Annotated in this window: 29 protein-coding genes; 16 read left to right on the top strand and 13 right to left on the bottom strand. The window is 66.8% G+C overall.

Going from position 1 to position 24,968, the window contains the following annotated elements:
* Window positions 1–27 precede the first annotated feature (27 nt).
* From rsgA to JVX90_RS13485, 4 genes are read right to left on the bottom strand one after another with little or no spacing between them, the layout of a single operon-like run.
* Window positions 28–1,068: a ribosome small subunit-dependent GTPase A gene (rsgA, locus tag JVX90_RS13500; RefSeq protein WP_205329258.1), complete on the bottom strand. Its 1,041-nt coding sequence runs from the start codon at window positions 1,066–1,068 to the stop codon at window positions 28–30.
* Window positions 1,065–2,339, bottom strand: coding sequence for a 3-phosphoshikimate 1-carboxyvinyltransferase (gene aroA / locus JVX90_RS13495; protein WP_205329257.1), 1,275 nt, complete (start codon window positions 2,337–2,339; stop codon window positions 1,065–1,067). The genes rsgA and aroA overlap by 4 nt, the downstream gene beginning before the upstream one ends.
* Before the next feature lie 13 nt (window positions 2,340–2,352).
* Window positions 2,353–2,742 carry a VOC family protein gene (locus tag JVX90_RS13490; RefSeq protein WP_205329256.1) on the bottom strand — a complete coding sequence of 130 codons (390 nt, stop codon included), beginning with the start codon at window positions 2,740–2,742 and terminating at the stop codon, window positions 2,353–2,355.
* On the bottom strand, window positions 2,730–3,161 hold the full coding sequence (locus JVX90_RS13485; protein WP_205329255.1) for a nuclear transport factor 2 family protein: 432 nt from the start codon (window positions 3,159–3,161) through the stop codon (window positions 2,730–2,732). Before JVX90_RS13485 ends, JVX90_RS13490 begins: the two co-directional genes overlap by 13 nt.
* 106 nt (window positions 3,162–3,267) lie before the next feature.
* Between JVX90_RS13485 and JVX90_RS13480 the strand changes: the two genes are divergently transcribed.
* Both JVX90_RS13480 and JVX90_RS13475 read left to right on the top strand, forming a co-directional pair.
* Window positions 3,268–3,831: a PadR family transcriptional regulator gene (locus tag JVX90_RS13480; protein ID WP_205329254.1), complete on the top strand. Its 564-nt coding sequence runs from the start codon at window positions 3,268–3,270 to the stop codon at window positions 3,829–3,831.
* A complete protein-coding gene (locus JVX90_RS13475) occupies window positions 3,824–4,288 on the top strand; it encodes an NUDIX domain-containing protein (RefSeq protein ID WP_205329253.1) in 465 nt (154 codons plus the stop codon). Before JVX90_RS13480 ends, JVX90_RS13475 begins: the two co-directional genes overlap by 8 nt.
* A gap of 408 nt (window positions 4,289–4,696) precedes the next feature.
* Here the strand turns inward: JVX90_RS13475 and JVX90_RS13470 are convergent, their stop codons facing one another.
* Together JVX90_RS13470 and JVX90_RS13465 are read right to left on the bottom strand one after the other, a co-directional pair.
* The gene (locus JVX90_RS13470; RefSeq protein ID WP_205329252.1) at window positions 4,697–5,866 is read right to left on the bottom strand and encodes an aminotransferase class I/II-fold pyridoxal phosphate-dependent enzyme; all 1,170 of its coding nucleotides are present in this window, start codon (window positions 5,864–5,866) and stop codon (window positions 4,697–4,699) included.
* Window positions 5,867–5,902: 36 nt separating this feature from the next.
* On the bottom strand, window positions 5,903–6,745 hold the full coding sequence (locus JVX90_RS13465) for an aldo/keto reductase (RefSeq protein ID WP_205329251.1): 843 nt from the start codon (window positions 6,743–6,745) through the stop codon (window positions 5,903–5,905).
* Window positions 6,746–6,864: 119 nt separating this feature from the next.
* On the opposite strand from JVX90_RS13465, the gene JVX90_RS13460 reads away from it, so the two are divergent.
* The 4 genes from JVX90_RS13460 to JVX90_RS13445 are packed head-to-tail and all read left to right on the top strand — an operon-like array spanning window position 6,865 to window position 10,899.
* A complete protein-coding gene (locus tag JVX90_RS13460) occupies window positions 6,865–7,047 on the top strand; it encodes a hypothetical protein (protein ID WP_205329250.1) in 183 nt (60 codons plus the stop codon).
* Window positions 7,048–7,069: 22 nt separating this feature from the next.
* A complete protein-coding gene (locus JVX90_RS13455; RefSeq protein ID WP_336819058.1) occupies window positions 7,070–7,993 on the top strand; it encodes an NADP-dependent oxidoreductase in 924 nt (307 codons plus the stop codon).
* Window positions 7,994–7,996: 3 nt separating this feature from the next.
* On the top strand, window positions 7,997–9,373 hold the full coding sequence (locus JVX90_RS13450) for an FAD-binding oxidoreductase (RefSeq protein WP_205329248.1): 1,377 nt from the start codon (window positions 7,997–7,999) through the stop codon (window positions 9,371–9,373).
* 38 nt (window positions 9,374–9,411) lie between these two features.
* Entirely contained in the window at window positions 9,412–10,899 is a 1,488-nt protein-coding gene (locus tag JVX90_RS13445) for an NAD(P)/FAD-dependent oxidoreductase (protein ID WP_205329247.1), read from the top strand.
* A 6-nt stretch (window positions 10,900–10,905) separates the two neighbouring features.
* Here the strand turns inward: JVX90_RS13445 and JVX90_RS13440 are convergent, their stop codons facing one another.
* Window positions 10,906–11,280: a DUF5313 family protein gene (locus JVX90_RS13440; protein WP_205329246.1), complete on the bottom strand. Its 375-nt coding sequence runs from the start codon at window positions 11,278–11,280 to the stop codon at window positions 10,906–10,908.
* Window positions 11,281–11,287: 7 nt separating this feature from the next.
* Window positions 11,288–12,052: an SOS response-associated peptidase gene (locus JVX90_RS13435; protein WP_205332422.1), complete on the bottom strand. Its 765-nt coding sequence runs from the start codon at window positions 12,050–12,052 to the stop codon at window positions 11,288–11,290.
* Window positions 12,053–12,187: 135 nt separating this feature from the next.
* On the opposite strand from JVX90_RS13435, the gene JVX90_RS13430 reads away from it, so the two are divergent.
* The 4 genes from JVX90_RS13430 (at window position 12,188) to JVX90_RS13415 (ending at window position 15,135) form a co-directional block, all read left to right on the top strand.
* The gene (locus JVX90_RS13430) at window positions 12,188–12,850 is read left to right on the top strand and encodes a sigma-70 family RNA polymerase sigma factor (RefSeq protein WP_240194179.1); all 663 of its coding nucleotides are present in this window, start codon (window positions 12,188–12,190) and stop codon (window positions 12,848–12,850) included.
* Window positions 12,847–13,134 (top strand): mycothiol system anti-sigma-R factor, encoded by a 288-nt coding sequence (gene rsrA, locus JVX90_RS13425; RefSeq protein WP_205329244.1) that lies wholly within the window; start codon window positions 12,847–12,849, stop codon window positions 13,132–13,134. The genes JVX90_RS13430 and rsrA overlap by 4 nt, the downstream gene beginning before the upstream one ends.
* Before the next feature lie 255 nt (window positions 13,135–13,389).
* Window positions 13,390–13,608 (top strand): biotin/lipoyl-binding carrier protein, encoded by a 219-nt coding sequence (locus JVX90_RS13420; protein WP_205329243.1) that lies wholly within the window; start codon window positions 13,390–13,392, stop codon window positions 13,606–13,608.
* A gap of 9 nt (window positions 13,609–13,617) precedes the next feature.
* Window positions 13,618–15,135: a PAS domain-containing sensor histidine kinase gene (locus tag JVX90_RS13415; protein ID WP_205329242.1), complete on the top strand. Its 1,518-nt coding sequence runs from the start codon at window positions 13,618–13,620 to the stop codon at window positions 15,133–15,135.
* 64 nt (window positions 15,136–15,199) lie between these two features.
* Here the strand turns inward: JVX90_RS13415 and JVX90_RS13410 are convergent, their stop codons facing one another.
* A complete protein-coding gene (locus tag JVX90_RS13410) occupies window positions 15,200–15,454 on the bottom strand; it encodes a WhiB family transcriptional regulator (RefSeq protein ID WP_205329241.1) in 255 nt (84 codons plus the stop codon).
* 259 nt (window positions 15,455–15,713) lie between these two features.
* Window positions 15,714–16,661, bottom strand: coding sequence for a diacylglycerol kinase family protein (locus JVX90_RS13405; protein WP_205329240.1), 948 nt, complete (start codon window positions 16,659–16,661; stop codon window positions 15,714–15,716).
* A gap of 68 nt (window positions 16,662–16,729) precedes the next feature.
* On the opposite strand from JVX90_RS13405, the gene JVX90_RS13400 reads away from it, so the two are divergent.
* Entirely contained in the window at window positions 16,730–17,161 is a 432-nt protein-coding gene (locus JVX90_RS13400) for a hypothetical protein (protein WP_205329239.1), read from the top strand.
* A gap of 65 nt (window positions 17,162–17,226) precedes the next feature.
* A complete protein-coding gene (locus JVX90_RS13395) occupies window positions 17,227–18,018 on the top strand; it encodes an AAA family ATPase (protein WP_205329238.1) in 792 nt (263 codons plus the stop codon).
* A gap of 20 nt (window positions 18,019–18,038) precedes the next feature.
* Here JVX90_RS13395 and JVX90_RS13390 read toward each other — a convergent pair whose 3' ends face one another.
* Together JVX90_RS13390 and JVX90_RS13385 are read right to left on the bottom strand one after the other, a co-directional pair.
* On the bottom strand, window positions 18,039–19,310 hold the full coding sequence (locus JVX90_RS13390; RefSeq protein WP_205329237.1) for a hypothetical protein: 1,272 nt from the start codon (window positions 19,308–19,310) through the stop codon (window positions 18,039–18,041).
* A 22-nt stretch (window positions 19,311–19,332) separates the two neighbouring features.
* Window positions 19,333–20,901, bottom strand: a complete 1,569-nt coding sequence (locus JVX90_RS13385) for a DEAD/DEAH box helicase (RefSeq protein ID WP_205329236.1) — start codon at window positions 20,899–20,901, stop codon at window positions 19,333–19,335.
* Window positions 20,902–21,109: 208 nt separating this feature from the next.
* On the opposite strand from JVX90_RS13385, the gene JVX90_RS13380 reads away from it, so the two are divergent.
* Complete coding sequence (locus JVX90_RS13380) at window positions 21,110–21,754, top strand: ferritin-like fold-containing protein (protein WP_205329235.1); 645 nt, start codon at window positions 21,110–21,112, stop codon at window positions 21,752–21,754.
* Between the two features lie 11 nt (window positions 21,755–21,765).
* Window positions 21,766–21,996, top strand: coding sequence for a DUF3107 domain-containing protein (locus tag JVX90_RS13375; protein ID WP_205329234.1), 231 nt, complete (start codon window positions 21,766–21,768; stop codon window positions 21,994–21,996).
* Window positions 21,997–22,002: 6 nt separating this feature from the next.
* Here the strand turns inward: JVX90_RS13375 and JVX90_RS13370 are convergent, their stop codons facing one another.
* The gene (locus JVX90_RS13370; protein WP_205329233.1) at window positions 22,003–22,659 is read right to left on the bottom strand and encodes a TetR/AcrR family transcriptional regulator; all 657 of its coding nucleotides are present in this window, start codon (window positions 22,657–22,659) and stop codon (window positions 22,003–22,005) included.
* A gap of 128 nt (window positions 22,660–22,787) precedes the next feature.
* On the opposite strand from JVX90_RS13370, the gene JVX90_RS13365 reads away from it, so the two are divergent.
* Together JVX90_RS13365 and moeZ are read left to right on the top strand one after the other, a co-directional pair.
* Window positions 22,788–23,741 (top strand): DUF3152 domain-containing protein, encoded by a 954-nt coding sequence (locus JVX90_RS13365; protein WP_205329232.1) that lies wholly within the window; start codon window positions 22,788–22,790, stop codon window positions 23,739–23,741.
* Complete coding sequence (moeZ, locus tag JVX90_RS13360; RefSeq protein WP_205329231.1) at window positions 23,738–24,910, top strand: adenylyltransferase/sulfurtransferase MoeZ; 1,173 nt, start codon at window positions 23,738–23,740, stop codon at window positions 24,908–24,910. The genes JVX90_RS13365 and moeZ overlap by 4 nt, the downstream gene beginning before the upstream one ends.
* Window positions 24,911–24,968: the final 58 nt, after the last annotated feature.

The following is a 24,968-nucleotide window of genomic DNA, read 5'->3' as shown; positions in this document are numbered from 1 at the left end:
CGAGGTCGGCGACGGTCGACCGATTGATCAGGGAGCCGCGTCGACTGGTGGCTCGTCGGCCGGGCCTGTCGCGCTGACCGAGGCGAGGAGTTCGCGTACCGCCATGGCACGGCGATGCGACGCGCCTTCAAGGGCGTCCAGCGCACACTCCGGGTCGGCGGGCGGGCCGAGATGTGTGCATCCTCGGGGACAGTCGTCCGTCGCATCGCGGAGATCGTCGAAGGCCTCGACGATCTGATCCGGCGTGACGTGCGCGAGGCCGAAAGAGCGGATCCCGGGGGTGTCGACCACCCATCCACGACCGTCGGGAAGCGCGAGCGCCACCGACTGAGTCGACGTGTGCCGGCCCTTTCCGACTCCGGAGACGACGCCGGTCGCACGGTCGGCATCCGGCACGAGGCGGTTGACCAGTGTCGACTTGCCGACGCCCGAATGCCCGATCAGGGCGGTCAGCTTGTGGTCGAGCGTCGCCCACAGCTCGTCGAGCGGGTCGTCGCGTCCTGCGACGATGACGGGAAGGTCGAGGTCGGCGAAATGTGCCGCGAACTCGGTCGGCGTGGCGAGGTCGGACTTCGTCAGGCACAGGACCGGCGAGAGTCCGCCTGCGTACGCTGCGGCCAGTGCGCGTTCGACGAAGCCGGTCCGCGGGGGCGGATCGGCGAGCGCCGTGACGATCAGCAGCTGGTCGGCGTTGCCGACGACGATTCGTTCGTACGGGTCGGTGTCGTCCGCGGTGCGCCGAAGGACCGTTCGCCGGTCTTCGACGCGGACGATCCGGGCGAGAGTGTCGGGCCTGCCGGACAGGTCGCCGACCACGCCGACCCGGTCGCCGACGACGATCGGCGTCCGGCCGAGTTCCCTGGCGCGCATGGTGACTATCCGGCGGTCCGGATCGTCGTCGAGCACACAACCCCACCGTCCACGGTCGACAGACACGACCATCGCGGTCTGGGCATCGGCGTGTGCGGGGCGGGTCTTGGTGCGTGGACGAGTGCCTTTACCGGGCCGGATGCGGACATCCGACTCGTCGTACGCCTGGGCGCTTTTGTTCTTTGCCCCGCGGCTCAAGAGGCCGACCCGGCCATCGTCTCCCACATCGACACGAAGTCGGGAAGGGTTTTTGCGGTGGTGCCGACGTTGTTGACCTCGACTCCCCGAACCCGCAGTCCAAGCAACGATCCCGCCGTCGCCATCCGGTGGTCCGCGTAGGTCTGCCACACACCCTCGTGGAGTGGGACGCCCGTGATCACGAGACCGTCGTCGGTCTCCCGGCAGTCGCCTCCGAGCCGGTTGATCTCGGTGGTGAGGGCTGCGAGTCGGTCGGTCTCGTGTCCGCGCAGATGCGCGATGCCGCGGAGCGTCGACGTGCCGTGCGCCAGTGCGGTGAGTGCCGCGATCGTCGGTGTCAGCTCGCCGACATCGCGCAGGTCCGCGTCGATCGGCGACAGGACGTCGGGGCCGGTCACAGTGAGCAGACCGTCGTCGCTGCGCGAGGCGACGGCGCCCATTCGCTCGAGGATGTCGACGATCTCCGCACCCGGCTGGGTGGTGGCGGCGGGCCAGCGCGGCACGCTCACACGGCCACCGGTGGCCGCCGCGGCGGCGAGGAATGCGGCGGCGTTGGAGAGGTCGGGTTCGATCGTCCAGTCGACGGCGGAGATCGGTCCGGGGCGGACCGTCCACGACGTGTTGTCGGTGGCGGCGTCGACCTGGACGCCCGCAGTGCGCAGCATGTCGACTGTCATGTCGATGTGCGGCATGGACGGCACCGGTGCGCCAGAGTGCGTGATCTGCACTCCATGGGTGAAGCGTGCGGCGGACAGCAGCAGGGCCGACACGAACTGCGACGACGCCGACGCATCGATCGTGACCGGACCGCCTGCCACCGCACCCGTCCCGTGGACGGTGAACGGCAGCGAGTCTCCGTCTATCGACACTCCCAGGTCGCGAAGGGCGTCGAGAACCGTGTGCAGGGGGCGGGTCCGCGCCTGCTCGTCGCCGTCGAACGCGGCGTCGCCGGTGGCGAGAGCTGCCGCGACAGGCAGGAATCGCATCACTGTCCCTGCGAGGCCGCAGTCGACCGAGCCTCCGTGCAGCGGTGCGGGTGTCACCTCGATGCTGGTCGGGTCCGCAGGGGCGGCAGTGATCACGGTGCCGAGGGCCGCCAGGCCGGCGAGCATCAGGTCGGTGTCGCGGCTGCGAAGCGTGCCCGTGACGCGCGACGGGCCGTCGGCGAGTGCCGCCAGGATCAGAGCGCGGTTGGTGATCGACTTCGATCCGGGCAGGTCGACGACCGCGTCGACCGATCCTGTGACATAAGGCGACAGCCAGTTGCTCATGAGGTCCAGTCTTTCACGTCTTCGCGGGAGGCCTCTGGTCGCGGCGCAACGGATGATCGGCGGGGATCTGGACGATGATGATCGTCCGCCCATCCGGGTCGGAGACTGACATCTCCACCAGCCCCCAGGGTTTGGTCTCCGGCTCGGAGGCGATCGGCACGCCGTCGGCCGAGAGGCGGTCGCGCTCGGACCGGATGTCGCGGACCTGCAGCCACAAAGTGTCGCCGCCGGGCCGCTCGGCCGGCATGTGCGCGGGGATCTCGATGTGGCTCGTGCCGGCGTGGAACACGACGCCGCCAGGGTATTCGCGGGCGATTGCGAGTCCGAGTCGGTCGCGGTAGAAGGCAGTGAGGACTGCAGGATCCGGTGAAGTCAGCAGAATGCGGCTCGTCAAGACCTCCATGTGTCCACGGTAGACGCGCGAGAAGCCGCCTCGGCCGCTTCCTGGCCGATGCGTTCGAACTGGTCGCCCATCGCCTCGGACAGGGCCTGCGCGGCGGAGAGGGGACGCACCATGACCATGAAGTCGTCGATCTTGCCGTCGTCGTTCACGTGTATGAAGTCGGTGCCGGTCAGGGCCTTGCCGTCGATCGTCGTCTCGAACATCAGGGCGTGATCGCGGCCGTCCGCACTGCGGTACTCGCGGACGTAATGGAAGCCGTCGCCCATCACCCGGATCACGCCGCGCAGGATGGCGGCGGTGATGTGTCGCCCTTGGTACGGCTTGAAGGCGACCGGGCTGGTGAAGACCACGTCGTCGGCGAGGAGTCGGTCGATCGTCTCGTGGTCGCGGGCATCGACGGCGTCGCGGAACTCGCGCATGTGCGCTCCTTAGTCAAAAAATTGATTACCGTGCTCGTTCGAGTATTGCCTGCACCTGTCGGCCTGTCCAGGGTTCGGCAGTCAATTTGTTGACTAATCTGACTGCATGGCACTTCGGCACGCGCTGCTCGCGACTCTTCTGACAGTGGGGGAGTCGTCGGGCTACGACCTCGCGAAGGAATTCACTCCAGAGCGCGCGACATTCTGGGTGGCTTCGCCGCAGCAGATCTACCGAGAGCTCGATGGGATGGAGGCGGCTGGGCTGGTCTCGGCGCGTGTTGTCGTCCAGGAGCGCAGGCCCGACAAGCGGATGCTCACGATCACCGGCTCCGGCCTCGCTGAACTGGAGTCCAACTCCCGCGACGTCGCCAAGCCGGTCGCAATCCGTGACGAGATGATGGTGATGGTGCAGAGCGTCGCTGCGGGCGACAGATCCGCCGTATGCCGCGCCGTTCGTGATCGGATGAACGCGTCCCGGCGAAAGCTGGCGCATTATGAACGCCTCGAAGCGAAGTATCGGGCTGGACGTGCCGATGCCGAACTGTATGCGGACGAGCACGTCGCGGGGCCGTACCTGACGTTGCTGCGTGGACTGTCGTTCGAGCAGGAGAACATCACCTGGAGCGAGACCGTGCTTCGGGTGCTGGAGAGGGAGAGCGACGATGCCTGAGGTGAGTGCCGGAATCCTGTTGTTTCGCGCTGGTGAGGACGAGGTGGAGGTGTTGCTTGTGCACCCCGGCGGGCCGTTCTTCGCTCGCAAGGACGACGGTGCGTGGTCGATACCGAAGGGCCTGGTGGAGTCCGGTGAGGACTTGCTCGGCACCGCTCGTCGCGAGTTCTTCGAGGAGACCGGTCATCTCGTGCCCGGAGGGGATGCCATCGAACTCGGCGTCGTCCGGCTTCGCAGCGGCAAGCGCGTTCACGGTTTTGCGGTCGAAGGCGACCTGGACGCGGACACGATCGTGAGCAACGTCTTCGAGATGGCATGGCCGCCGAAATCGGGCCGCACACAGATGTTTCCGGAGGTGGATCGGGCGGGATGGTTCTCGGCGGCGGAGGCGCGCGTGAAGCTCAACGCCGCACAATCGGAGTTCGTCGACAGGCTGATCGAGAATCGTCGAGGCTGATATTCGAAGTCTTCAGGCCAGACTGCTGGCGTGGCGTCACGGCTTGGCAGGTCTCGGGATCGCGGTTTGCGCCGAGAACCCGGACATCGTCTTCGATGACGCTCGGCAGCCACGGAAGCATCGGGACCGACCAGGCCTTGTGCATCGAGTCGAGCCAGAACAGACGGTCGCCGATCGCGGTCGGTGGCAGCACGGGCAGGTCGGGTGGTGAAGCGGAGCATGCGCTGGTTCCGATCAGGACCGCTACGAGGCCGATGGATCCGATTCGCGTCGACAGCCTCATATCCCATTCGTATCCGGGCATGCCGCACTCCTGGGGCGATTCGGCTATTTCGGCCCCTGGATGAGTCTGGGGTCGCCGTTGGTGTCCAGCGAGGGGCGCGGCGTTTCCACGCGACTTCCGCCGGGTCACTCGGTCCCGGGGAGCCCAGTCACGAACTCCCCGAGACGATCGAGGCCGATCCGGAGATCCGATTCGGCGGTCGCATAGGAGAGGCGAACGTACTGTTCCGCACCGATGTCGCCGAAGTCTTTGCCGGGCGTCAGCGCGACGTGAGCCGAGGCGAGCGCCCGCTCGCAGAAATCCGAAGCCGTCAAACCCGTCCGACTGACGTCGACGTACACGTAGAACGCGCCGTCCGGAGGAACCGGAACGTCCAAGCCGATGCGCTGCAGGCCGTCGAGGACCAGGTTCCGTCGGTCGTGCAAGGTGTCGCGGCGTGCCTCCGCCACGGCGACGGTCTCCGGATCGAAGCAGGTCAACGCGGCGATCTGTGACGGTGTCGGAGGACAGATGTAGTAGTTCTGCGCGAGCCGTTCGGCGACCGGGATCATCTCCTCGGGGACCACCGCCCAGCCGAGCCGCCAGCCCGTCATCCCGAAGTACTTCGAGAAGCTGTTGATGACGATCGCGCCGGGGTCGTCGGCGGCGATGCTGCGGCGGTCGCCGTCGGCGAGACCGAGGTAGATCTCGTCGACGATCCGCCATCCGCCCCGACCCTCGGTCACGCGGCACAGGTCGAGCAGATCCTCGTACGCGAGCGATGTGCCCGTCGGGTTGGACGGCGATGCGACCATCACGCCGCGTGTGCGTTCCGACCACGCTGCTGCGACGTCGCCCGGCGTGAGCTGGAAACGGCCCTCGGGGCCGGTCTCGAGCAAGCGCACGTCAGCGCCGAAGCTCTCCGCGAAACGCCGGTTACACGGATACGACGGGTCGCCGACCAGGACTTCGTCGCCAGGGTCGATGAGCGCCGCGCACGACAGCAGCAGCGCCGCCGACGCGCCCGTCGTGACGACTACACGACGGGCGTCGATCGGAGCGCCGAACTGCGACCCACTGAACTGCGCGATGCGTTCACGCAGTTCCGGAAGGCCGAGCGCACCGGTGTAGGCAAGCGGACGGCCGTCGGTGAGGCCACGAACCGCTTCCAAGAACGCTGGTGGCGCACCGAAGTCCGGCTCGCCGATGTTCAGCTTCACGACGTGGACGCCGGTGGCCTCCAACTCGGCGGCATGCTTGCCGAACTCCATGGCGTAGAACGGCGTGACTGCCTCGGCTCGGCGGGAGAAGCGCATGCGGTCATCGTATGCACCGCATACGGGGAGCGACGATCAAGCCGGAACCCAGTTGAAGGTGTCGGGATCCGGACCGAGCCTGCGGTCCGCGTCGAGCGCGTCGATTCGGGCAGCCTGCTCGTCCGACAGCTCAAAATCGAACAGCGCACTGTTCTCAGCGGCCCGGGCAGGCGACGACGACTTCGGGAAGATCACGTCGCCACGCTGGATGTGCCACCGCAGCGTTACCTGTGCGACGGTGCGCTCCACCTGCGCCGCGATCTCGGCGAGGACCGGATCGTCGAGGACCGCACCCTGTCCGATCGGCGCCCACGCTTCGGTGACGATGCCGTGCTCGCGGTTGAACGCGCGCAGCGGGGCCTGCTGGAAGTACGGATGCACCTCGATCTGGTTCACCGCGGGGACCACCTCGGTGTTTGCGAGCAGGCGCTCGAGGTGACCTCGCTGAAAGTTCGAGACACCGATCGTGCGCAGCGCCCCGGACCGGTATTGGCCTTCGAGGGCGCGCCATGTGTCGACGAAGTCGCCGACCTCGGGAAGTGGCCAGTGGACGAGGTACAGGTCGATCGGGCCGAGTCCGAGTTCGTCGGTAGAGCGGGCGACAGCGTCCACAGCGACCGCGGGGTCGTGGGCGTTGTTGTTCAGCTTGCTGGTCACAAACACATCCGAGCGCGACAGACCCGACTCGCGGACCGCCTCTCCGACCTCACGCTCGTTGCCGTACATCTGCGCCGTGTCGATATGGCGGTAGCCCGCTTCCAGGGCAGTCAGGACCGCGTCCTTCGTCTCGCGCGGCGGAATCTGATAGGTGCCGAATCCGAGCTGAGGGATGTCGACGCCGTTGTTGAGTGTGATGGACGGAATGGTGTTGTCTGCCATGACATGTTCAATGCGGTCCCGGCGTCCGAGTATTCCCGGATGGGGGAACACCCGGATCTTCTCCCTGGGTTCCGCTCGGGACTGATGCTTTCCGTCGTACGCGGTGGCACCGTGAAGTCATGAGCACATTCACTGAGAACACAGCGTCCACCGGCGTATCGATCTGGAAGATCGTCGCCATCGTCATCGCGATCATCGTCGCAGTGTCCCTGATCGGGCCGATTCTTCACGCGGCGTTCTGGATCGGACTGTTCGCGCTCGCGGCCGTCGGCGCCTACTCGTTGTTCAAGTCGAAGGGCTGACTCGCGGCCTACGATGGGCCGCATGACTCGGAAACTCGTTGCGACAGCATTCGGCGCGCCCCGTGAAGTCTTGACCGTCGTAGACGTTGAACTGCCGACCGCGTCTGGCGACACGGTGACAGTCGACGTCCGCGCCGCCGGACTCAACCCGTTCGACGTGAAGAGCGTCCAGGGCGTCATGGGGGAAGACCCGTCGAAACTGCCGTTGCAGATCGGGAACGAATGCTCCGGGGTGGTCCGCGAAGCTCCGGCCGGCAGCGGACTCGCGTCCGGCGATCGAGTGGTCGTCTACCCGGCGTCGGGAGCGTTCGCCGAGACCGTCGTCGCCCCAACGGCGTCGGTGCACAAACTGCCCGACACCCTCGACTTCGACCAGGCTGCAGGGTTGCTCCTCGCGGGGGTGACGGCCTACGACCTGGTCGAGACCCTCGGCATCTCCGAGAAGGACACGGTTCTTGTGCACGGCGGCGCCGGCGCGGTCGGGTCGATCGCCGTTGTACTCGCAGTGGGCCGCGGGGCCACCGTCATCGCGACGGCGTCCCCGGCCAATCACGAAGCGGTCCGTGCGCTCGGAGCGACGCCTGTCGACCATCACTCCGCGCTGCTCGACGCCGTCCGATCAGCCGCGGCGTCCCCTGTCACCGCAGTGATCGACACGGTGGGAGTCGACGACGCGATCAACGCCTCGCTGGAACTCGTCGAACCGGCGAGGGTCGCGAGCATCGCCGCCTGGGGCCGTTCCGGTGACGGCATCACGATCCTCAACGGCTCCACCGACGCGAGCAAGCGACATCGCCGCGACGCAGTCCAACCGTTGCTCGCCGCTGCCGCCGACGGTCGGATCGTGCTCGAGATCGCGGGGACGTCCACACTCGACGACGCGGCCGACTCCTTCGACGCGCTCGCCGGCAGGCATCCCCGCGGCAAGTACATTCTGCACCCGTAGTCCGTGGCCGTTCCGAACGCCCAGGTCGTGCGTGCGCTGCGCGCGATCGTCGGCGACACCCACGTCGTCACCGAGTCCGACGTCGCAGCTCCGTATCTGACCGACTGGACAGGCGAGTGGCACGGCGACGCGGCGGTGGTCCGTCCCGGCGACACCGCGGAAGTGGCGGCTGTGCTCCGACTGTGCACCGCGCATGAGGTCAAAGTGACGCCCCAGGGAGGCAACACCGGGCTCGTCGGCGGGTCCACACCACCGCCGAACGACTCACGACCGTGGGTGCTGCTGTCGCTGCGCAGGCTCGACACCGTCGGGCTGCCCGACGGAAGCGGGATGTGCATTCGGGCAGGTGCGGGTGCGACCTTGACGAAGGTGCACACCGCCGCCACCGCGGTCCCCGAACTCGGCCTGATGTTCGGGGTCGACCTCGCGGCGCGCGATTCGGCGACGATCGGCGGCATGGTCGCCACGAACGCGGGCGGCATCCGAATGATCCGGTACGGCGACATGCGCTCCCAGGTTCTCGGTCTCGAGGCGGTGCTGCCGTCCGGCGAGGTCTTCTCACGGTGGCGGCCCCTGCGCAAAGACAACGTCGGTTATCACCTGCCCGGCCTGATCACAGGCAGTGAGGGCACTCTCGCCGTGGTCACCCGTGTGCTCCTGAGACTGGTCCAGCGCACGTACCGGACTGGGGTCGCGCTTGTCGGCGCGGCGGACGTCGACGCGGCGCGGCGAGTGCTGTTCGCCGTGCAACGGTCCGGTCACACGATCGAAGCCGCCGAGATCATGACCAGAACCGGAGTCGATCTCGTAGCTCAAACCGGCGTCCGGACGCAGATCGACGCCGGCGCGACGCTGCTGGTCGAGATCGTCGGTGGGGTCGAGGAACTGTCCGAATCGCTCGCACGGGCGGGCGACGACGTGCTCGACGCCGTCGTCGACGCCGGACCGGCACGCGAACTGTGGCGAGTGCGCGAATCGCACACCGAGACCATCGCGCGTTCGTCGACCACGCCTCCGGTGAAGCTCGACGTCTCGGTGCCGATGGGGGATGTGCATCAGCTCATCACCAGAGTCGAGGAGTTCGCGGGCCGCTCGGGAGTCCGGGCGGTCCAGTTCGGGCACATCGGTGACGGCAACATCCACGTCAATCTGCTCGACGTCCCCGCTGAGAAACGTCAGACCGCCGCCGACGGCGTACTCGGGATCGTCGTTGCGCTCGGTGGCAGCATCAGTGCCGAACACGGAATCGGTCGTGCCAAAGCGGCCTCGATCAGTCTCGGCCGTGACGCCGTCGACGTCGCGGCCATGCGCGCGATCAAGAGTGCACTCGATCCGGGACAACTGATGAACCCCGGTGTGATCTTCGATGAATCCAGGTAACCTGTGACGACGGGTTACGGACAACTGGGGAGACAGTCATGAACGACCTGGCACTCGATCACCAAGCGATCATCGTCGGCGCCGGATTCGGCGGTATCGGGGCCGGGATCGAGCTGAAGCGGCAGGGGATCACCGATCTGGCGATCCTCGAGCGCGAAGACGAGCTCGGTGGAACCTGGCACGTGAATCACTATCCGGGACTGGCCGTCGACATCGCATCTGTCACCTACTCGTACTCGTTCGAACCGAATCCGAACTGGTCGCGGCTCTTCGCGCCCGGCGCCGAACTGAAGAAGTACGCCGAGCACGTCGCCGACGTCTACGACCTCCGCAGGCACATGGAGTTCGGCGTCACCGTCGAACGCGCCGAATGGGACGACTCCGGGTTCTGGACCGTTCACACGACCGACGGCACCAGCCGAACAGCACAGTTCCTCGTGACGGCCACCGGATTCCTGTCGCAGCCGTACACGCCCGACTTCCCCGGCATCAAGACCTTCGCCGGCGACATAATCCACACCACTGCGTGGCAGGACGGCTACGACTTCGCAGGCAGACGCGCCGCGGTAATCGGGACCGGCGCCACCGCGGTCCAGTTGATCCCAGAGATCGCGAAATCCGCTCGCCACCTGACGGTGTTCCAGCGAACCCCGATCTGGGTGGTGCCGAAAGTCGACTTCCCGATACCGGCTCCGGTCCGTCGACTCTTCGGCGCAGTGCCGGCGACTCAGAAGATCGCCCGAGCGATCAACACGTCCATGCTCGAGATGCTGATGGTCGTCGGTGTGCTCCACTACCGCCAGGCCAAGCCCGGAAATCGACTCGCCGCGCTGCTCGCCAAGGCGCACATGCGCGCGCAGGTGCGCGACCCGAACACTCGTCGCCAGCTCACCCCGACGTACGACTTCGGCTGCAAACGCCCGACGTTCAGCAACACCTACTTTCCGGTGTTCAATCAGCCGGACGTCGACCTCGAGACGTCGTCGATCGTCCGAGTGGAGGCCGACGGGATCGTCGTGGAGGGGGAGAAGAAGATCCCGGTGGACACCCTGGTGCTGGCGACGGGCTTCAACCTGTGGGATGTCAACTTCCCCGCCTTCCAGGTGATCGGGCGCGAAGGTCGGGACCTGGGGAAGTGGTGGCGCGACGGCCGGTTCCAGGCGTACGAGGGTGTCGCCGTCCCGAAGTTCCCGAACTTCCTCACCCTGAACAGTCCGTACTCCTACAGCGGCCTGTCGTACTTCACGACCATCGAGGGGCAGATGCGACACATCGCCCGGCTGTTCGGCGAGCTGCGGAGGCGCGGCGCCGATCGTTTCGAGGTCACTGAGCAGGCCAACTCCGACTACCTCGACAAGTCGACCGAGAGGCTCGGCGACTCGGTGTTCTACGCCGGGGACTGTGCATCGTCGCGGAGCTACTACTTCAATCAGCACGGTGAAGCGACCCTGCTCCGCCCCCAGGCGACATTGTCGACCCTGCGTGAGATGGAGAACTTCCCACTCGACGACTACACGTACGCCTGACTGGGTTCAGCGACCGAATCGCTGGCGATAGTCGTCAGCGACGGCATCCGCGCGCTGGATCTGGACCGCGTCGACAAGCGCGGCGTCCAATCCGTTGTTGATGAGAAGATGACGGCGGTATACCCGGATCAGCGCGATCTGGAAGTACACGAAAGGGATCAGGATCAAGAGCATCATTCCGCCGCGAAGCAGGAGCGGACCGGGGATGAACCAGAATCCGACGAGCAGTGGAACCAGGGGGATCAACCCGCGGACGATGTACCGGCGCACGTGACCGGGTCCGGTGAGATCGTTGCGCACCCATTCGCGCATCGAGGCGGGCAGCGGGCGTCCCAGCAGGTAACCGATCTTCTGCAGCAGTCCCGGATGCGTCGCGCTCATAGGGGAATCATCCCATGTCGCGAACGTCGTCCAACAACTCGGGACCGTTGTTCGACACCCGGTTGACCAGCGGTGACACCTGCCGTATCGCGATCCGCTCAACGAGCTCCAGCGCGGGCGGCGCCAGCAGTCCCGGGTCGGCCGGGGAGTCGGGGTCGAGCCACGCGTCCCAATACTCGAACGGCATGATCAGCGGCATCCGATGGTGCACCTCGGTCAACGGGCCCACGGCGTCCGTCGTGATGATCGTGGTACTGGAGACCCACGCGGAGTCGTCTCCGGCGGCCCTCGCCTCGGCGGGCCGCCACGCCGCCCACAAGCCACCCATGAACAGCCGTGTGTTGTCGTCTGGCGACATGAAGTAAGGGATCTTCGTCGGCTTACCGTTGGCGCCGGTCGGCCCCGGCTTCCACTCGTACCAGCCGTCCATCGGCACAAGGCAGCGTTTCCCTTTGAGCGAGTTGCGGAACGCGGGCTTCTGCGAGAGCGACTCGGCGCGCGCGTTGAACAACAGTGGACCCTTGCCCAACTCCTTCGTCCACGACGGCACCAGGCCCCACCGCATCGCCCGGACGCGCCGAGCCGGATCGTCGTCGGGACATCCGTGGTCGTGACGGTCGACGACGGTCATCACCGTGGTCGTCGGTGCGACGTTGTAGTTGACGGGGGAGAAGGACTCGGGGGAGAAGGATTCAGGGACCACCTCGTTCCGCGCGTCGAGTTCCGCCGCCAACTTCGCCGGATCGGTGGTCACCGCATAGCGTCCGCACATGTCGTCCATGCTGGCACGGAACAAGCAGCGGTCGCGAGGCGTTGCACATCCCGCAGCCGTCGAAACCACGACGGAGAAGACCAGGAGGTGAGGGACCCGGTGACGACAGCGACCGCGACAGCCCTGGAACCGAAGATGTTGATCACGTGGCCGGTAGACTCGTCCGAACAAGCGTCGAGTGAAGGGAACCCCGTGGCTGAAGAGAGCGAACGTGAGGAGACGCAGGCCGAGCTCACCGAGCGGTTCGAACGTGACGCGCTTCCGCTGCTCGATCAGTTGTACGGCGGCGCCCTGCGGATGACCCGCAACCCCGCCGATGCCGAAGATCTTGTGCAGGAGACATTCGTGAAGGCGTTCTCCGCATTCTCGTCGTTCCGCGAGGGCACGAACTTGAAGGCGTGGATGTACCGCATCCTCACCAACACGTACATCAACTCGTATCGGAAGAAGCAGCGGCAGCCCGCCCAGTATCCGACCGATGAGATCACCGACTGGCAGCTCGCCGCCACGGCCGAGCACACGTCGACGGGACTTCGCTCCGCGGAGATCGAGGCGCTCGACGCCCTCCCGGACCAGGAGATCAAAGACGCCCTGGCTCAACTGCCCGAGGACTTCCGGATGGCCGTGTACTACGCGGACGTGGAGGGCCTGCCCTACAAGGAGATCGCCGAGATCATGGACACTCCCATCGGAACTGTGATGTCCCGACTCCACCGTGGCCGTCGCCAACTGCGCGACCTCCTCGCCGACGTCGCGCACGAGCGTGGCATCGGCCGCACCGACGAGGTAGTCCGATGAACGCAGGCATTCCCGACCGTGACGAGCAGTTCGAGAACCTCGATTGCTCCGCCGTCGTCGCAGACATCTGGCTGCTGTTGGACAACGAGTGCGACGCAGGCGCGCGGGAGCGACTGCAGGGGCATCTGGACGGGTGCCCGTCGTGCTTCGAGCATTTCGGCGTGCAGCGTCAACTGAAGGCGCTCGTCAATCGAAAGTGCGGCGGTGACTCCGCTCCCGAAGGTCTCCGGGAACGCCTCCGGATGGAGATCCGCACGTCGGTGACCATCCGTCAAACTCCCTGACGAACACTGTCCAGACAGCGAACGGCCCGGTCCTCGATGAGGCCCGGGCCGTTTCCGCGTGGTGACGCGTGAGCTGAAATCGCTCAGGCGTTGGGACGCTTGCCGTGGTTGGCTGCGTTCTTCTTGCGGCTGCGCTTCTTACGTCCGCGCTTACCCATGACGGACCTCCTTCTCCTGATTCACGTGCGTCGGCCATTGTTTCACGTCCACAGCCCGGTGTGTTAATCGTGCGCGCCCGCGACGTAGGATCGGACCATGCCTGAAGACGTCGTCGCTGAAATCGTCGCCACCGTGCTCGAGGTCTCCGTGGACGCGGGAACCGAAGTCGCAACCGGCGACACCCTGGTGCTTCTCGAATCGATGAAGATGGAGATCCCGGTTGTCGCCGAGGACCCGGGGACCATCGACTCGGTGCAGGTCAAGGTCGGTGACGTGATCCAGGCCGGCGACGTCATCGCGTCGTACCGCGACTGATCCGTCCCCGTGGCGACTCTCACCGAACTGCTCGCCGAGCACACGACGCTCTCCGACGACGCTGCCGCACATCTGCAGCGACTGGTCGCCGAGTGGCAGTTGCTCGCCGACCTCTCCTTCGCCGACTACCTGCTGGCGGTCCGCAGTGACGAAGGCGAGTTCGTATACGTAGCCCAGGTGCGCCCCAACACGGCCTCGACGGTGTTTCAGCACGACGAGGTGGGGCATCGGGTTGATGAGGCGGAGAGCCCGCAGGGCGCCAATCCGCTGATCCATCCGGCGTTCGCGACCGGACGGATAATGCAGGAGGGCCTCGCCACCCGGTACGGGAATCTTCTCGTCACCCGCGTCGCGATCCCGGTGACATTCGAGGGCAGAGTCATCGCGGTCCTCGGCAGGGCGGTCGAAGCATCGGAGACGCGCCCGCCGTCGCCCCTGGAGGCGGCCTACCGCGACGCTGCGCAGGCATTGTGCGAGATGGTGGTGGAGGGAACGTTCCCGCTCGACGAGGCCAACACCATGGGCCTGTCCACACCACGCGCCGGAGACGGCTTCGTACGGCTCGGCCCGGCCGGTGTCGTCGAGTACGCGAGCCCGAACGCTCTGTCGGCGGTTCATCGAATGGGGTGGACGACGGACCTGTCCGGAGTTGTCCTGGCGGATCTGTTCCGACGGCTTCTCAACGATCCGTTCGAGTCGACCGACGCGGCGGCGATGCTCGCGATGGCTGCCGGTGCTGCGGACGACTCCGACGTCCCTGTTCGTGGGCTCCGCATGGAGTTCGACGCACGGCGAGCCACGGTCCTCGTTCGGGCCGTCCCGCTGCGATCACGCGGCCGTTCGCAGGGCGCGGTGCTGCTGATCCGAGACGTCACCGAGGTGAAACGCCGTGACCTGGCGTTGATCAGCAAGGACGCGACGATCCGCGAGATCCATCATCGTGTCAAGAACAACCTCCAGTCGGTGTCGGCGCTGTTGCGGCTGCAGGCACGTCGATCAAGCAACCCGGAGACGTCCAAAGCTCTCGAGGAAGCCGTTCGCCGGGTCGGTTCGATCGCCCTGGTGCACGAGATGCTGTCGGGCAGCGTCGACGAGGAGGTGGACGTCGACGCCATCGTCGACAGGGTCGGCACGTCGATCGTCGACGTCTCGCTCCCGGACGGCGGCGGGTCACGCGTCATGGTGACGCGAGTGAGCCGACTGGGCGTGCTGCCTGCAGATCTGGCGATGCCGCTGGTCATGGTACTCACCGAGGTGCTGCAGAACTCGATCGAACACGGCTTCGCCACGGGACAGACGGGCGCGCGGATCGTGATCGATGCGGAGCGCGACGTCCGGTCGTTGGCCGTGCACATCACCGACAACGGTCAAGGGCTTCCGGACGGATTCGACCTCGAGAAGTCGGACCGGTTGGGACTCCAGATCGTGCGGACTCTTGTCTCGAACGACCTCGGCGGACGGATCCGAATCGGCCCGTCGCCGGACGGCTCGGGCACACGTGTCGACCTGAACATCCCCCTGCACTGAACGACCTGTGGCCGAAAAAGACCCCGACCGGAATCCGGTCGGGGTCTTGTCGATGTGCTGCAGGTCAGACGACGCTGCGGGCGCGGGTGCGCGCGTTGCGACGCTTGAGCGCGCGACGCTCGTCTTCGCTCATGCCGCCCCAGACGCCTGCGTCCTGGCCGGTCTCGAGTGCCCAGGAGAGGCAGTCGGCGGTCACCGGGCAGCGCTGGCAGACGAGCTTCGCGTCCGCAACCTGAGCGATCGCCGGTCCGCTGGTGCCGACCGGGAAGAACAGCTCGGGATCCTCATCGCGACAGATGGCCTTATGGCGCCAATCCATGACAAAACTCCTTCAAAAATGCATCGCAGTGCGCAGGGCACACGAAATCACGTCAGTTCGTATTGTGTGGGCTGCAACGAGGGATCCTCCTCGATGTCTGAGCGGGGCGGCGCGCAGAACTGGGGGCCGGTCGTTGCGGTCACTATCTGTTGTACTACTGTGCACCGACGTTTGGCTATAGGTCGCCAGCGAATGCCGGATACGTCACAACGGGTTGGCATCGTGGCCAACGTATGTCTACCGGCGGGTAACTAGGGGGTTACGACCCCAGTGGCGGGGCCACCACATCGAGCACATGTCGACGGTGACCGAAGTCGAGCGAGGTGTATTCGCCCAGGTAGTCGCCGTCCATCTGCACATCGGCAGGCTTTTCGCTGCGGAACCGGACCCACTCGACGTCGTCGTCGCGGAACACGTGTTTGGCGGTCGGTTCCACACCGCGGAGCAGTTTGGAGCCGAGGACGACGTTGCGGGGGACCGACACCGATGTTGCTGCGAAGATGCCCAGACCGTGTTCGAAGTCGGTGCCGGGGTTGGTCCGGATCGCGCGGGTGCCGAGGTACGTCCACGGCCCGGTGTTGCTGACAAAACCGAAGCGCACACCTTCGACGGGTGCATGGTCGGGGACCTCGACTGTGAACGACGGCGGGGTCACCGACGGACGGAAGAAGGACCCGACAGTAGTCCGCAGGTACCTGCCTGCGGTCGCGCGCCGCCCCTTGTGTCGCAGCTCCTCCATGCGGCGCACGACGATCGCGTCCATCCCCATGCCCGCGTTGAACAGGAACCAGCGATTCAGTGTGTGTCCGAGACTGATCGGGCGGCGGGCGCCGGAGTCGAGGAGCGTCATCAACTGTGCGGTCGCAGCAAGCGGATCGCGACTGACGCCCAGGGCGCGCGCGAAGACGTTCGCGCTACCGCCCGGGACCACGCCGAGTGCGGGCAGCGACCCGGAATCGGGAGTGTCTGTGTCCGGCGCTCCGAGAATGCCGTTGGCGACCTCGTTGACCGAACCGTCTCCACCGTGCACTACGACTGCGTCGTAGCCCTCGCGGACGGCCATCGCGCCGAGTTCGCCCGCATGGCCGCGGTGAGTGGTGCGTTCGACGTCGACGCTGAATCGGGAGTCGAGCGTGTTCGCCAGCGCATCGCGGCCCTCAGCGGTGGTGAAGGTCGCATACGGGTTGGTGATCAGCATGACACGCACGGCTCCACACGATATCGGGTGCGGGGCCGGTGTCCCAATCGACGACAGTCCGACCTACTCTTGAGTACGTGAGCAGTACCGATCCCACGCCCGAGACCGCCGTCGTCCCGTCGACGCTGCGCTGGGCCGGGTGGGCCATCGCGGCGGAGGGACTGCTCGGCCTGATCGTCGCCGTCGTCTATGTGGTCCGCGAGGCCACCGGCCACCACGAGGAGGCGATCAGCGGGTACGGCACTGCGGTGTGGTTCACGGTGATCGGCGGCGCCGTGATGGCGGGCGGCATCGGTTTGAGCCTCGGCAAGCGGTGGGGTCGGGCGATCGGCGTGATGGCGCAGATCCTCCTGCTTCCCGTCGCATACGCCCTGCTGACCAGCAGTAATCTGCCGTCGATCGGGGCACCTGTCGGAATCGTCGCGCTCGGTGTGCTCGGGCTCTTGTTCTCGCCGCCCTCGTTGCAGTGGCTCAACGCCGAATCGCTGCCCCCCGACGCCGAAGAATAGCGCCCGAATGTGGGCCGCGCCACGCGATGCCCCTTGTGTAACCGGGTGAACGTATGGTTGGGGCCATGACGCGCACTCTCGCCATCGCGAATCAGAAGGGCGGCGTGGCGAAGACCACGACCACAGCGTCGGTCGGGGCGGCGCTCGCCGACCAGGACGTCTCGGTCCTCGTCGTCGATCTCGACCCCCAAGGCTGCCTCACCTTCTCCCTCGGACATGATCCGGATCAGATCACGAAGTCGGTGCACGACGTCCTGATCGGCGCCGAGGACATCGCCGACGTCCTGCTCGACACCGACGACGGTGTCACCCTGTTGCCGGCGACGATCGACCTGGCAGGCGCGGAAGCGCTGCTACTGATGCGTCCGGGTCGTGAGTACGCGCTCAAGCGTGCACTCGCCGAAGTGGCGCAGGACTACGACGTGATCCTCGTGGACTGCCCGCCGTCGCTCGGCGTCTTGACCCTGAACGGCCTCACCGCAGCCGACGAGGTCGTGGTGCCCCTGCAGTGCGAAACCCTCGCGCACCGCGGAGTGGGACAGCTCCTGCGCACCGTCACCGAGGTGCAGCAGATCACCAACCCGAATCTGAAGATGCTCGGGACTGTGGCGACCCTCTTCGACGCGCGCACCACCCACAGTCGTGACGTCCTGGCCGACGTGTCCGACCGCTACGACATGCCGGTGCTGAACCCGCCGATTCCGCGCACTGTGCGTTTCGCGGAGGCTTCGGCCTCCGGCGCATCGGTGATGCGCGGACGCAAGAACAAGGGCGCCACCGCATACCGTGAGCTCGCCGACAACCTGCGCGCCTACTGGAACGGCGCGGAGATCGCCACGTACGAGATCAGCGAGTGACGGCTACTGGCGAGTGACGGCTACTTCAGTGCGGCGATGACCGGTCCGCGTTGCTCGATGACCCAGCGTCCGAGCACTCGGAGCGCGACGGGATGCCTGCCGTCGGAGTCGTAGCCGCCGCGGTCGACCCTGATCGTCCGCACTTCGCGGCCGTCCGACAGTTGACGGACGCTGATCCGTCCGGGCATGGGGAGCAGCAGTTCGCCCGCCATCACCGATCCCGGGCCGACCGTGCCTGGGATCTGGTACATCGGGACCGTCGACGTGCCGTCGAGGACGACGGTTCCGGTTCCCGTCCAGACGGTGATCACTCCGGAGTCCACGACAGGCGCCGTCGTCGTGGGCAATGCGACGTCGCCTGCGACGGAGTGCGCCGACACCGGTTCGGCCTGCGGTGAGTAGACCCGGATTCGGGGACCGGTCGCGCGTGCGGGCTCCCCGGTGTCGTCGACGCCGCCGTCGTACACGGCGAAGGCCTGATTGCTGCCGCCGATGATCGCGGGCGCCGGACCGTGCGCCGTGGACGTCAGCATCGTGGTGCCCCACTGGATGATCCGCTCGTCGGAGTCCTGATCGGTGCCGATGACGGTCAATCGGTAGCCGAGGTCGCCGTCGCAGCGTTCGACGATGCCGACACGACTGCCGCCGGGCACCGCAGAGTAGATGTGGCAGTTGGTCCGGCCGGGCGTCTTGCCCGGGTTCACGAGCGCCGACCGGCCGTACTCTATGCCGCGGACAAGATTGGTCCCCCACGTCTCGAGACGGGTGCCGCCCGCCGCGACGACGTAGTCGCCGTCGTAGGAGAGCGCGACGGCGTCGTCCGCGTCGCTGGTGCGGCTGCCGGACCGAAGACCGGTGTCACCGCGCAGTCCGGTGACCTCGCTGCATCCGCGACTGTTCCGATAGACGGCGAGGACCTTGTCCGCGCCGCCCGGCCACGCCGCGAGGGCCGCGCACAGATCGTCGGCACGGCTGTACGCCCAGCGCGATGCGCCGGTGGCGGGATCGTGCGCGGTGACCGTCCCACCGTCAGCGGTGATCACGGACGCAGCCGTCAACTGAGGAATCCTCGTCGCGGCAGACGGCGCCGTCCATGCGGGCGTCAGGGCGCGGGGACTCTCCTCGGCTGCGGCCGGAGTGGGCGGTGCCGACTCGGCGGTCTGCAGGTCGGTCTGGCGGGCGTCGCTCATCGCCCACACCACCAGGGCGCCCACGACGACGAGGATGACGATCACTGCCGTCACGATCAGATCTACGCGTGTGCGGCGCTCCGGTGCGATCGAGTTCCCCATGCTGGAGACAGTACGGAACGCCTCAGTCCGACGCGCTGTCGGACGCTGCGGCGTCGCCTGCAGGCTTGCCGCCCGAGCGGCGACGACGGCGGCGCGGGCGGCGCGGCTTGTCGTCGGTGGCGGACTCCTGCGCCGGTGCGGCGTCGCCGGACTCGTCGGGTGCCTGCGTATCGGTCGTCGACTCCGACGAGCCTGCGGACTCGCCGCCACGGGTGCGTCGACGGGTGCGGGTGCGCTCGCGCTTCGGTCGGTCTGCGCGTGCCTCGCGGCGCTCCTCGGACGTCTGACGCGCGCCTTCCACGCGGCCGTCGGCGTTTTCCGGGATCGACATCTCTTCGCGAAGGTGATCGGACGTCGAGTACGTCTCGACGGGTTCGGGCATGCCGAGTCCGAGGGCCTTGTTGATCAGCTCCCAGCGGTGGATCTCGTCCCAGTCGACGAGGGTCACCGCGATGCCGGTCCGACCGGCGCGACCGGTGCGTCCGATGCGGTGCACGTACGTCTTGTCGTCCTCTGGGCACTGGTAGTTGATCACGTGGGTCACGTCGTCGATGTCGATGCCGCGGGCGGCGACGTCCGTGGCGACGAGCACGTCGACGGTTCCGTCGCGGAACTTGCCCAGCGACTTCTCACGGGCCACCTGACCGAGGTCGCCGTGCACGGCGCCGACCTTGAAGCCGCGTTCGGCGAGATCGTCGGCGACCTTCTGCGCGGTCCGCTTGGTACGGGTGAAGATCATCGTGGCCCCGCGGCCGTCGGCCTGCAGGATCCGGGCGACCAACTCGGCCTTGTCGAGAGCGTGGGCGCGGTACACGTACTGGGTGGTGCGCTCGTGGACGGCGGAGTCGTTGGCCTGCTCGGCGCGGATGTGCGTCGGGCGGTTCAGGAACGTGCGAGCCAAGGTGACGATCGGGCCCGGCATGGTGGCCGAGAACAGCATCGTCTGCCGATCGTCGGGCAGCGCGCCCATGATGCGTTCGATGTCCGGAAGGAAGCCGAGGTCGAGCATCTCGTCGGCTTCGTCGAGCACCAGGATCGCGACCTTGCCGAGGACCAGGTGGCCCTGCTGCGCGAGGTCGAGGAGACGGCCCGGGGTGCCGACGACGACGTCGACGCCGCCCTGAAGTTCAGCGATCTGCTGCTCGTACGGGCGGCCGCCGTAGATGGACGTGATCTTCAACGGGCGAACCGTGCCGTCGGCGAGGGTCACGTCGACGCCCTTGGAGGCCGTGACGAGGTCCTCGGTCACCTGAACGCACAGTTCGCGGGTCGGGACGATGATCAGCGCGCGCGGGGTGGTGTCGAGCGCTCGCAGTCCGGACGCCTCCGCGGTCACCAGGCGATGCAGAAGGGGGACGCCGAATCCGAAGGTCTTTCCCATGCCGGTGCGGGCCTGGCCGATGAGGTCGGAGCCTGCGATGGCGAGGGGGAGCGTGAGCTCCTGGATGGCGAAGGTTCGTTCCTTGCCGTCTGCGGCGAGTGCGGCGACGATCGCGTCGTCCACACCCAGTTCAGTGAAAGTCGGGGCCTGGTGATCCTCGTCGACGATCGTCGTCTGGATCGATTCGTCCACGGTGGTGTCGGTTGTCATGTGCGGTTGTATGCCTCTCGTGTGCTGTGCACGCACACATCGGCTTCGCGGGGTCCTGCGGGGCAGGCCCTCGGCGTGGCATCTGCGGTGCGCGCTCAAGGTGTGACGCGGTCGTCTGGCCCGGCGGCGCCTATTGAACTCGGCGCCAAAGCGGCGGGATTCTCCCCACGTCTGGCCCGAGTGTACCGCCTTGCATACTGTTGCTCCCATGTCGAACACGTCGAACGCCATCGTCAAGCTCTACGAAGTTCTCCTCGCGGGCGAGTTCGCCGCGTGTTACCGGCTGATCGACGAGTCGGCGATGGCACCGACGACCTCCGACCGAGTCGCGATCGCACGAATGATCGCGGCCGAGATGGGTCACTTCGAGGAGCTGTCGGCCGAGCTGGTCAAAGCGGGCGGCGATCCCGACGACGCGGTGTCACGACACGCCAAGGTCTTCGACGAATACCACCGAGTCACCATGCCGAGCTCGTGGCTGGAAGCCTTGGTCAAGGTGTACATCGGCGACGGTCTCGCTGCGGACTTCTACGCCGAGCTCGCTCACGCGATGCCCGCCGAGACGCAGACCGTGATGAAGGCCGTGATGGAGAGCACCGGTTCGTCGGCGTTCGCGGTCGCTCAGGTGCGTGCGGCGATCGCCGCCGATCCCGCTCTGCGGTCGCCGTTGACCCTGTGGGCACGGCGTCTGCTCGGTGAGGCGATCACTCACATGCAATGGGTCCTCGCCGAAGAAGACGAGATGATGGATCTTCTCTTCGCCAGCGACGCCACCCTCGCTACCGCGGCCACGTTCTTCGATGCGATCGCCGAACGGCACGGGCAGCGGATGGCCGATCTGAATCTCGCGTAGAGTCGGTCGCCATGAGCGTTGAGGTGAAGATCGGCATCGAAAACAACCCCCGTGAGCTGGCTGTGAACGCCACCGCGGCCATCGACGACGTGCAGGCCAAGGTTGCCGCGGCACTCGACGGCACAGACGCAGTTCTGGAACTCGTCGACGAGAAGGGCTCGCAGGTCCTGATTCCTTCGTCGAAGATCGCCTACGTCGAGATCGGCAGCGCCGAGACGCGCCGGGTCGGCTTCGGCGCCTGACCGGAGTCAGCCGCGGCCCATCTCCTGCATCGGAACGCCCGACAGCCCGCTCCACAGAAGAGCGACGGTGGTCTCCACGGCGGCCGACTTGTCGATGGGGCGATTCGCCTCGACCCAGTAGCGGGCGTTCACCTGGCTTGCACCGACCAGCCCCGCGGCGAGCATTCGAGAGCGGTGCGGGTCGAGGCCGGAATCCTGCATGACGAGGCCGTAGACGGCGTCGACGCATGCGTCTGTCGCGCCCTCGACGCGACGGATCACGGCCGGGTCCATCGCGTCCGAGGCGAAGATCAAGCGGTAGCCCGAGTTGTCGTCGTCGATGAAGTCGAAGAACGCGTTGACCGCCGCCTGCACACGCTGGCGGTTGTCGGTGGTCGTCAGCAGTGCGCTGTTGACGTCGGCGACGAGCTTCTCCGCGTGCGAATCGACGACCGCGATGTACATGTCGAGCTTCGACGGGAAGTGCTGGTAGAGGACAGGCTTGCTGACGCCTGCGTGGACGGCGATCTCGTCCATGCCCGCCGAGTGGTATCCGCGCTCGACGAAGATCTCGCTCGCGGCGTCCATCAACTGGCGACGACGGGCACTGCGCGGGAGGCGGGTGCCTCCGCGGGTCGGCGCGGCAGAGGCTGCTGCGGCGACGGGTGGTTTGGCTGTCGACATTACTGAAGAGTACTCGGTGCTCGTCCGGTCGCCGCAGCGACCGGGGCGACACCTCGCGGGGGTGGATATCGGGGAGTGGGCGGTACCTGTGAGAAAGTTGAGGCGTGACCGGTAGAGGAGACCCTGGGGTGTCGCGCCCCCGACGCCCGCGGCCTGATCAGCCGCTGCGTGCGCGCTGGGACCCGACCGCCGACGACGACTCGACGGACGACGTCGAGTCGGCCAACCCGTTCGCCCGGTTCGTGCGTGCCTACGGGTGGCGCGCGTACGCGATCCCGGTTCTGGCCGTCTTGACGATCGCACTGCTCGTGGTGACGATCCGCGGCGGCGACTCGAAGGGCGACGGCACCGCGGAACCGGACCCGGACGCCCGCAACACAAAGGTCAGCGAGGAGACTCACGCGATCGGCGCGCCGACCGGTGACATCCAGGCAGACGCGCTCCCGGCCGGTGCGCTGCCCGACGGCGCACCGTTCACAGCGAAGGGCACCACCGAGTTCCGCCTCGTCCGCGGAACCGGCCCACGATTGGGAACCGGGGGACAGGTGTACACCTACTCCGTGGAGGTCGAGAAGGGCATCGATCCGACCCAGTACAGCGGTGACGCGTCGTTCGCGAAGATCGTCGATGCGACGCTCGCCAACCAGCGCAGCTGGATCGGCGACGGCAAGGTGTCGTTCCAGCGGGTCAAGACCGGTGAGCCGGATCTGCGGATCTCACTCTCGTCGGCCGGCACGGCACGCGAATTGTGCGGCTACCAGATCAAGCTCCCGACGTCCTGCTACTACCCGCCGGACAACCGCGTCGTACTGAACGAAGCACGCTGGGTGCGCGGAGCCACAGCATTTGCGGGCGACGACATCGCGTACCGCCAATACCTCGTCAACCACGAGGTCGGCCACGGCATCGGATACGAGCACCACAAGCCGTGCCCTAAGAACGGGGACCTCGCGCCGATCATGATGCAGCAGACGTTCGGCACGGCGAACAGCGACATCATGGCGCTCGACCCGGACATGAAAGCGGACCGGTCCCTGGTCTGCCGGCCGAACCCGTGGCCGTTCCCCACCAACGGGGAATGAGTCTTCCTCCGCTCGTCGAGCCGGGCGCTGAACTCTCCCGCGACGAGGTCGCCCGCTACAGCAGGCACCTGATCATCCCCGATGTCGGCGTCACCGGGCAGCGTCGACTGAAGAATGCTCGCGTCCTTGTGCTCGGCGCAGGCGGCCTCGGCTCGCCGACGTTGCTCTACCTCGCCGCCGCCGGGGTCGGAACGATCGGGATCATCGATTTCGACACCGTCGACGAGTCGAATCTGCAGCGTCAGGTGATTCACGGGGTCGCCGACCTCGGGCGGTCCAAGACTCACAGTGCGCGCGATTCGATCGCGGTGGTGAACCCGCTCGTCGACGTCGTCGTCCACGATCAGCGTCTGGAAGCAGCAGGAGCGGTGGAGTTGTTCGCGGGCTACGACGTGATCGTCGACGGCGCCGACAACTTCGCCACCCGGTATCTGTGCAATGACGCCGCAGTCCTGGCTGGGAAACCGGTCGTGTGGGGATCGATCTTCCGATTCGACGGGCAGGCGTCGGTCTTCTGGCAGAACGCGCCCGACGGGCGTGGCCTCAATCTGCGGGATCTGTATCCGCAGGCGCCGCCACCGGGCTCGGTCCCGTCGTGCGCCGAAGGCGGAGTGCTCGGTGTCCTGTGCGCGTCGATCGGTTCGATCATGGCGACCGAGACGGTCAAGTTGATCTGCGGACTCGGCGACAGCCTGCTCGGCAGGCTCATGGTCTACGACGCCCTGGCGATGACGTACCGGACGGTCCGGCTGGAGCGCGACCCGGCCGGTGCGCAGATCACCGAGCTCATCGACTACGACGACTTCTGCGGTGTGCTGTCGGACGATGCTGCCGCCGCTGCAGTCGGCGCCACCTGTACGGCTCGTGAACTGCGCGAAGCCCTGGACGGGCCGACGGCGCCCGCCGTCATCGACGTCCGTGAGCCCGTCGAGTTCGAGATCAACAGGATCGACGGCGCGACGCTGATCCCGCTGGACGACGTTCTGTCCGGCCGAGCACTGGGCGATCTCCCACATGACCGCCGAATCGTCCTGTACTGCAAAACCGGCGTCCGGTCGGCGCAAGCGCTCGCCGCACTTCATCGTGAGGGCTTCGCCGACGCAGTCCACCTCGGTGGCGGAATAGCGTCGTGGGCGGCCACCGTCGACCCGAGCATGGCCGTCTACTGATCTGCCCCGCCTCGAAGCACTGGCCGCGAGGCGGTGCGCGGGGCACGATGGAGGTAGA

Source organism: Gordonia sp. PDNC005 (genome assembly GCF_016919385.1).
Classification (GTDB): Bacteria; Actinomycetota; Actinomycetes; order Mycobacteriales; family Mycobacteriaceae; genus Gordonia.
The sequence above is the reverse complement of the archived record's forward strand: the minus strand, read 5'-3'. Positions and strand labels throughout refer to the sequence as shown.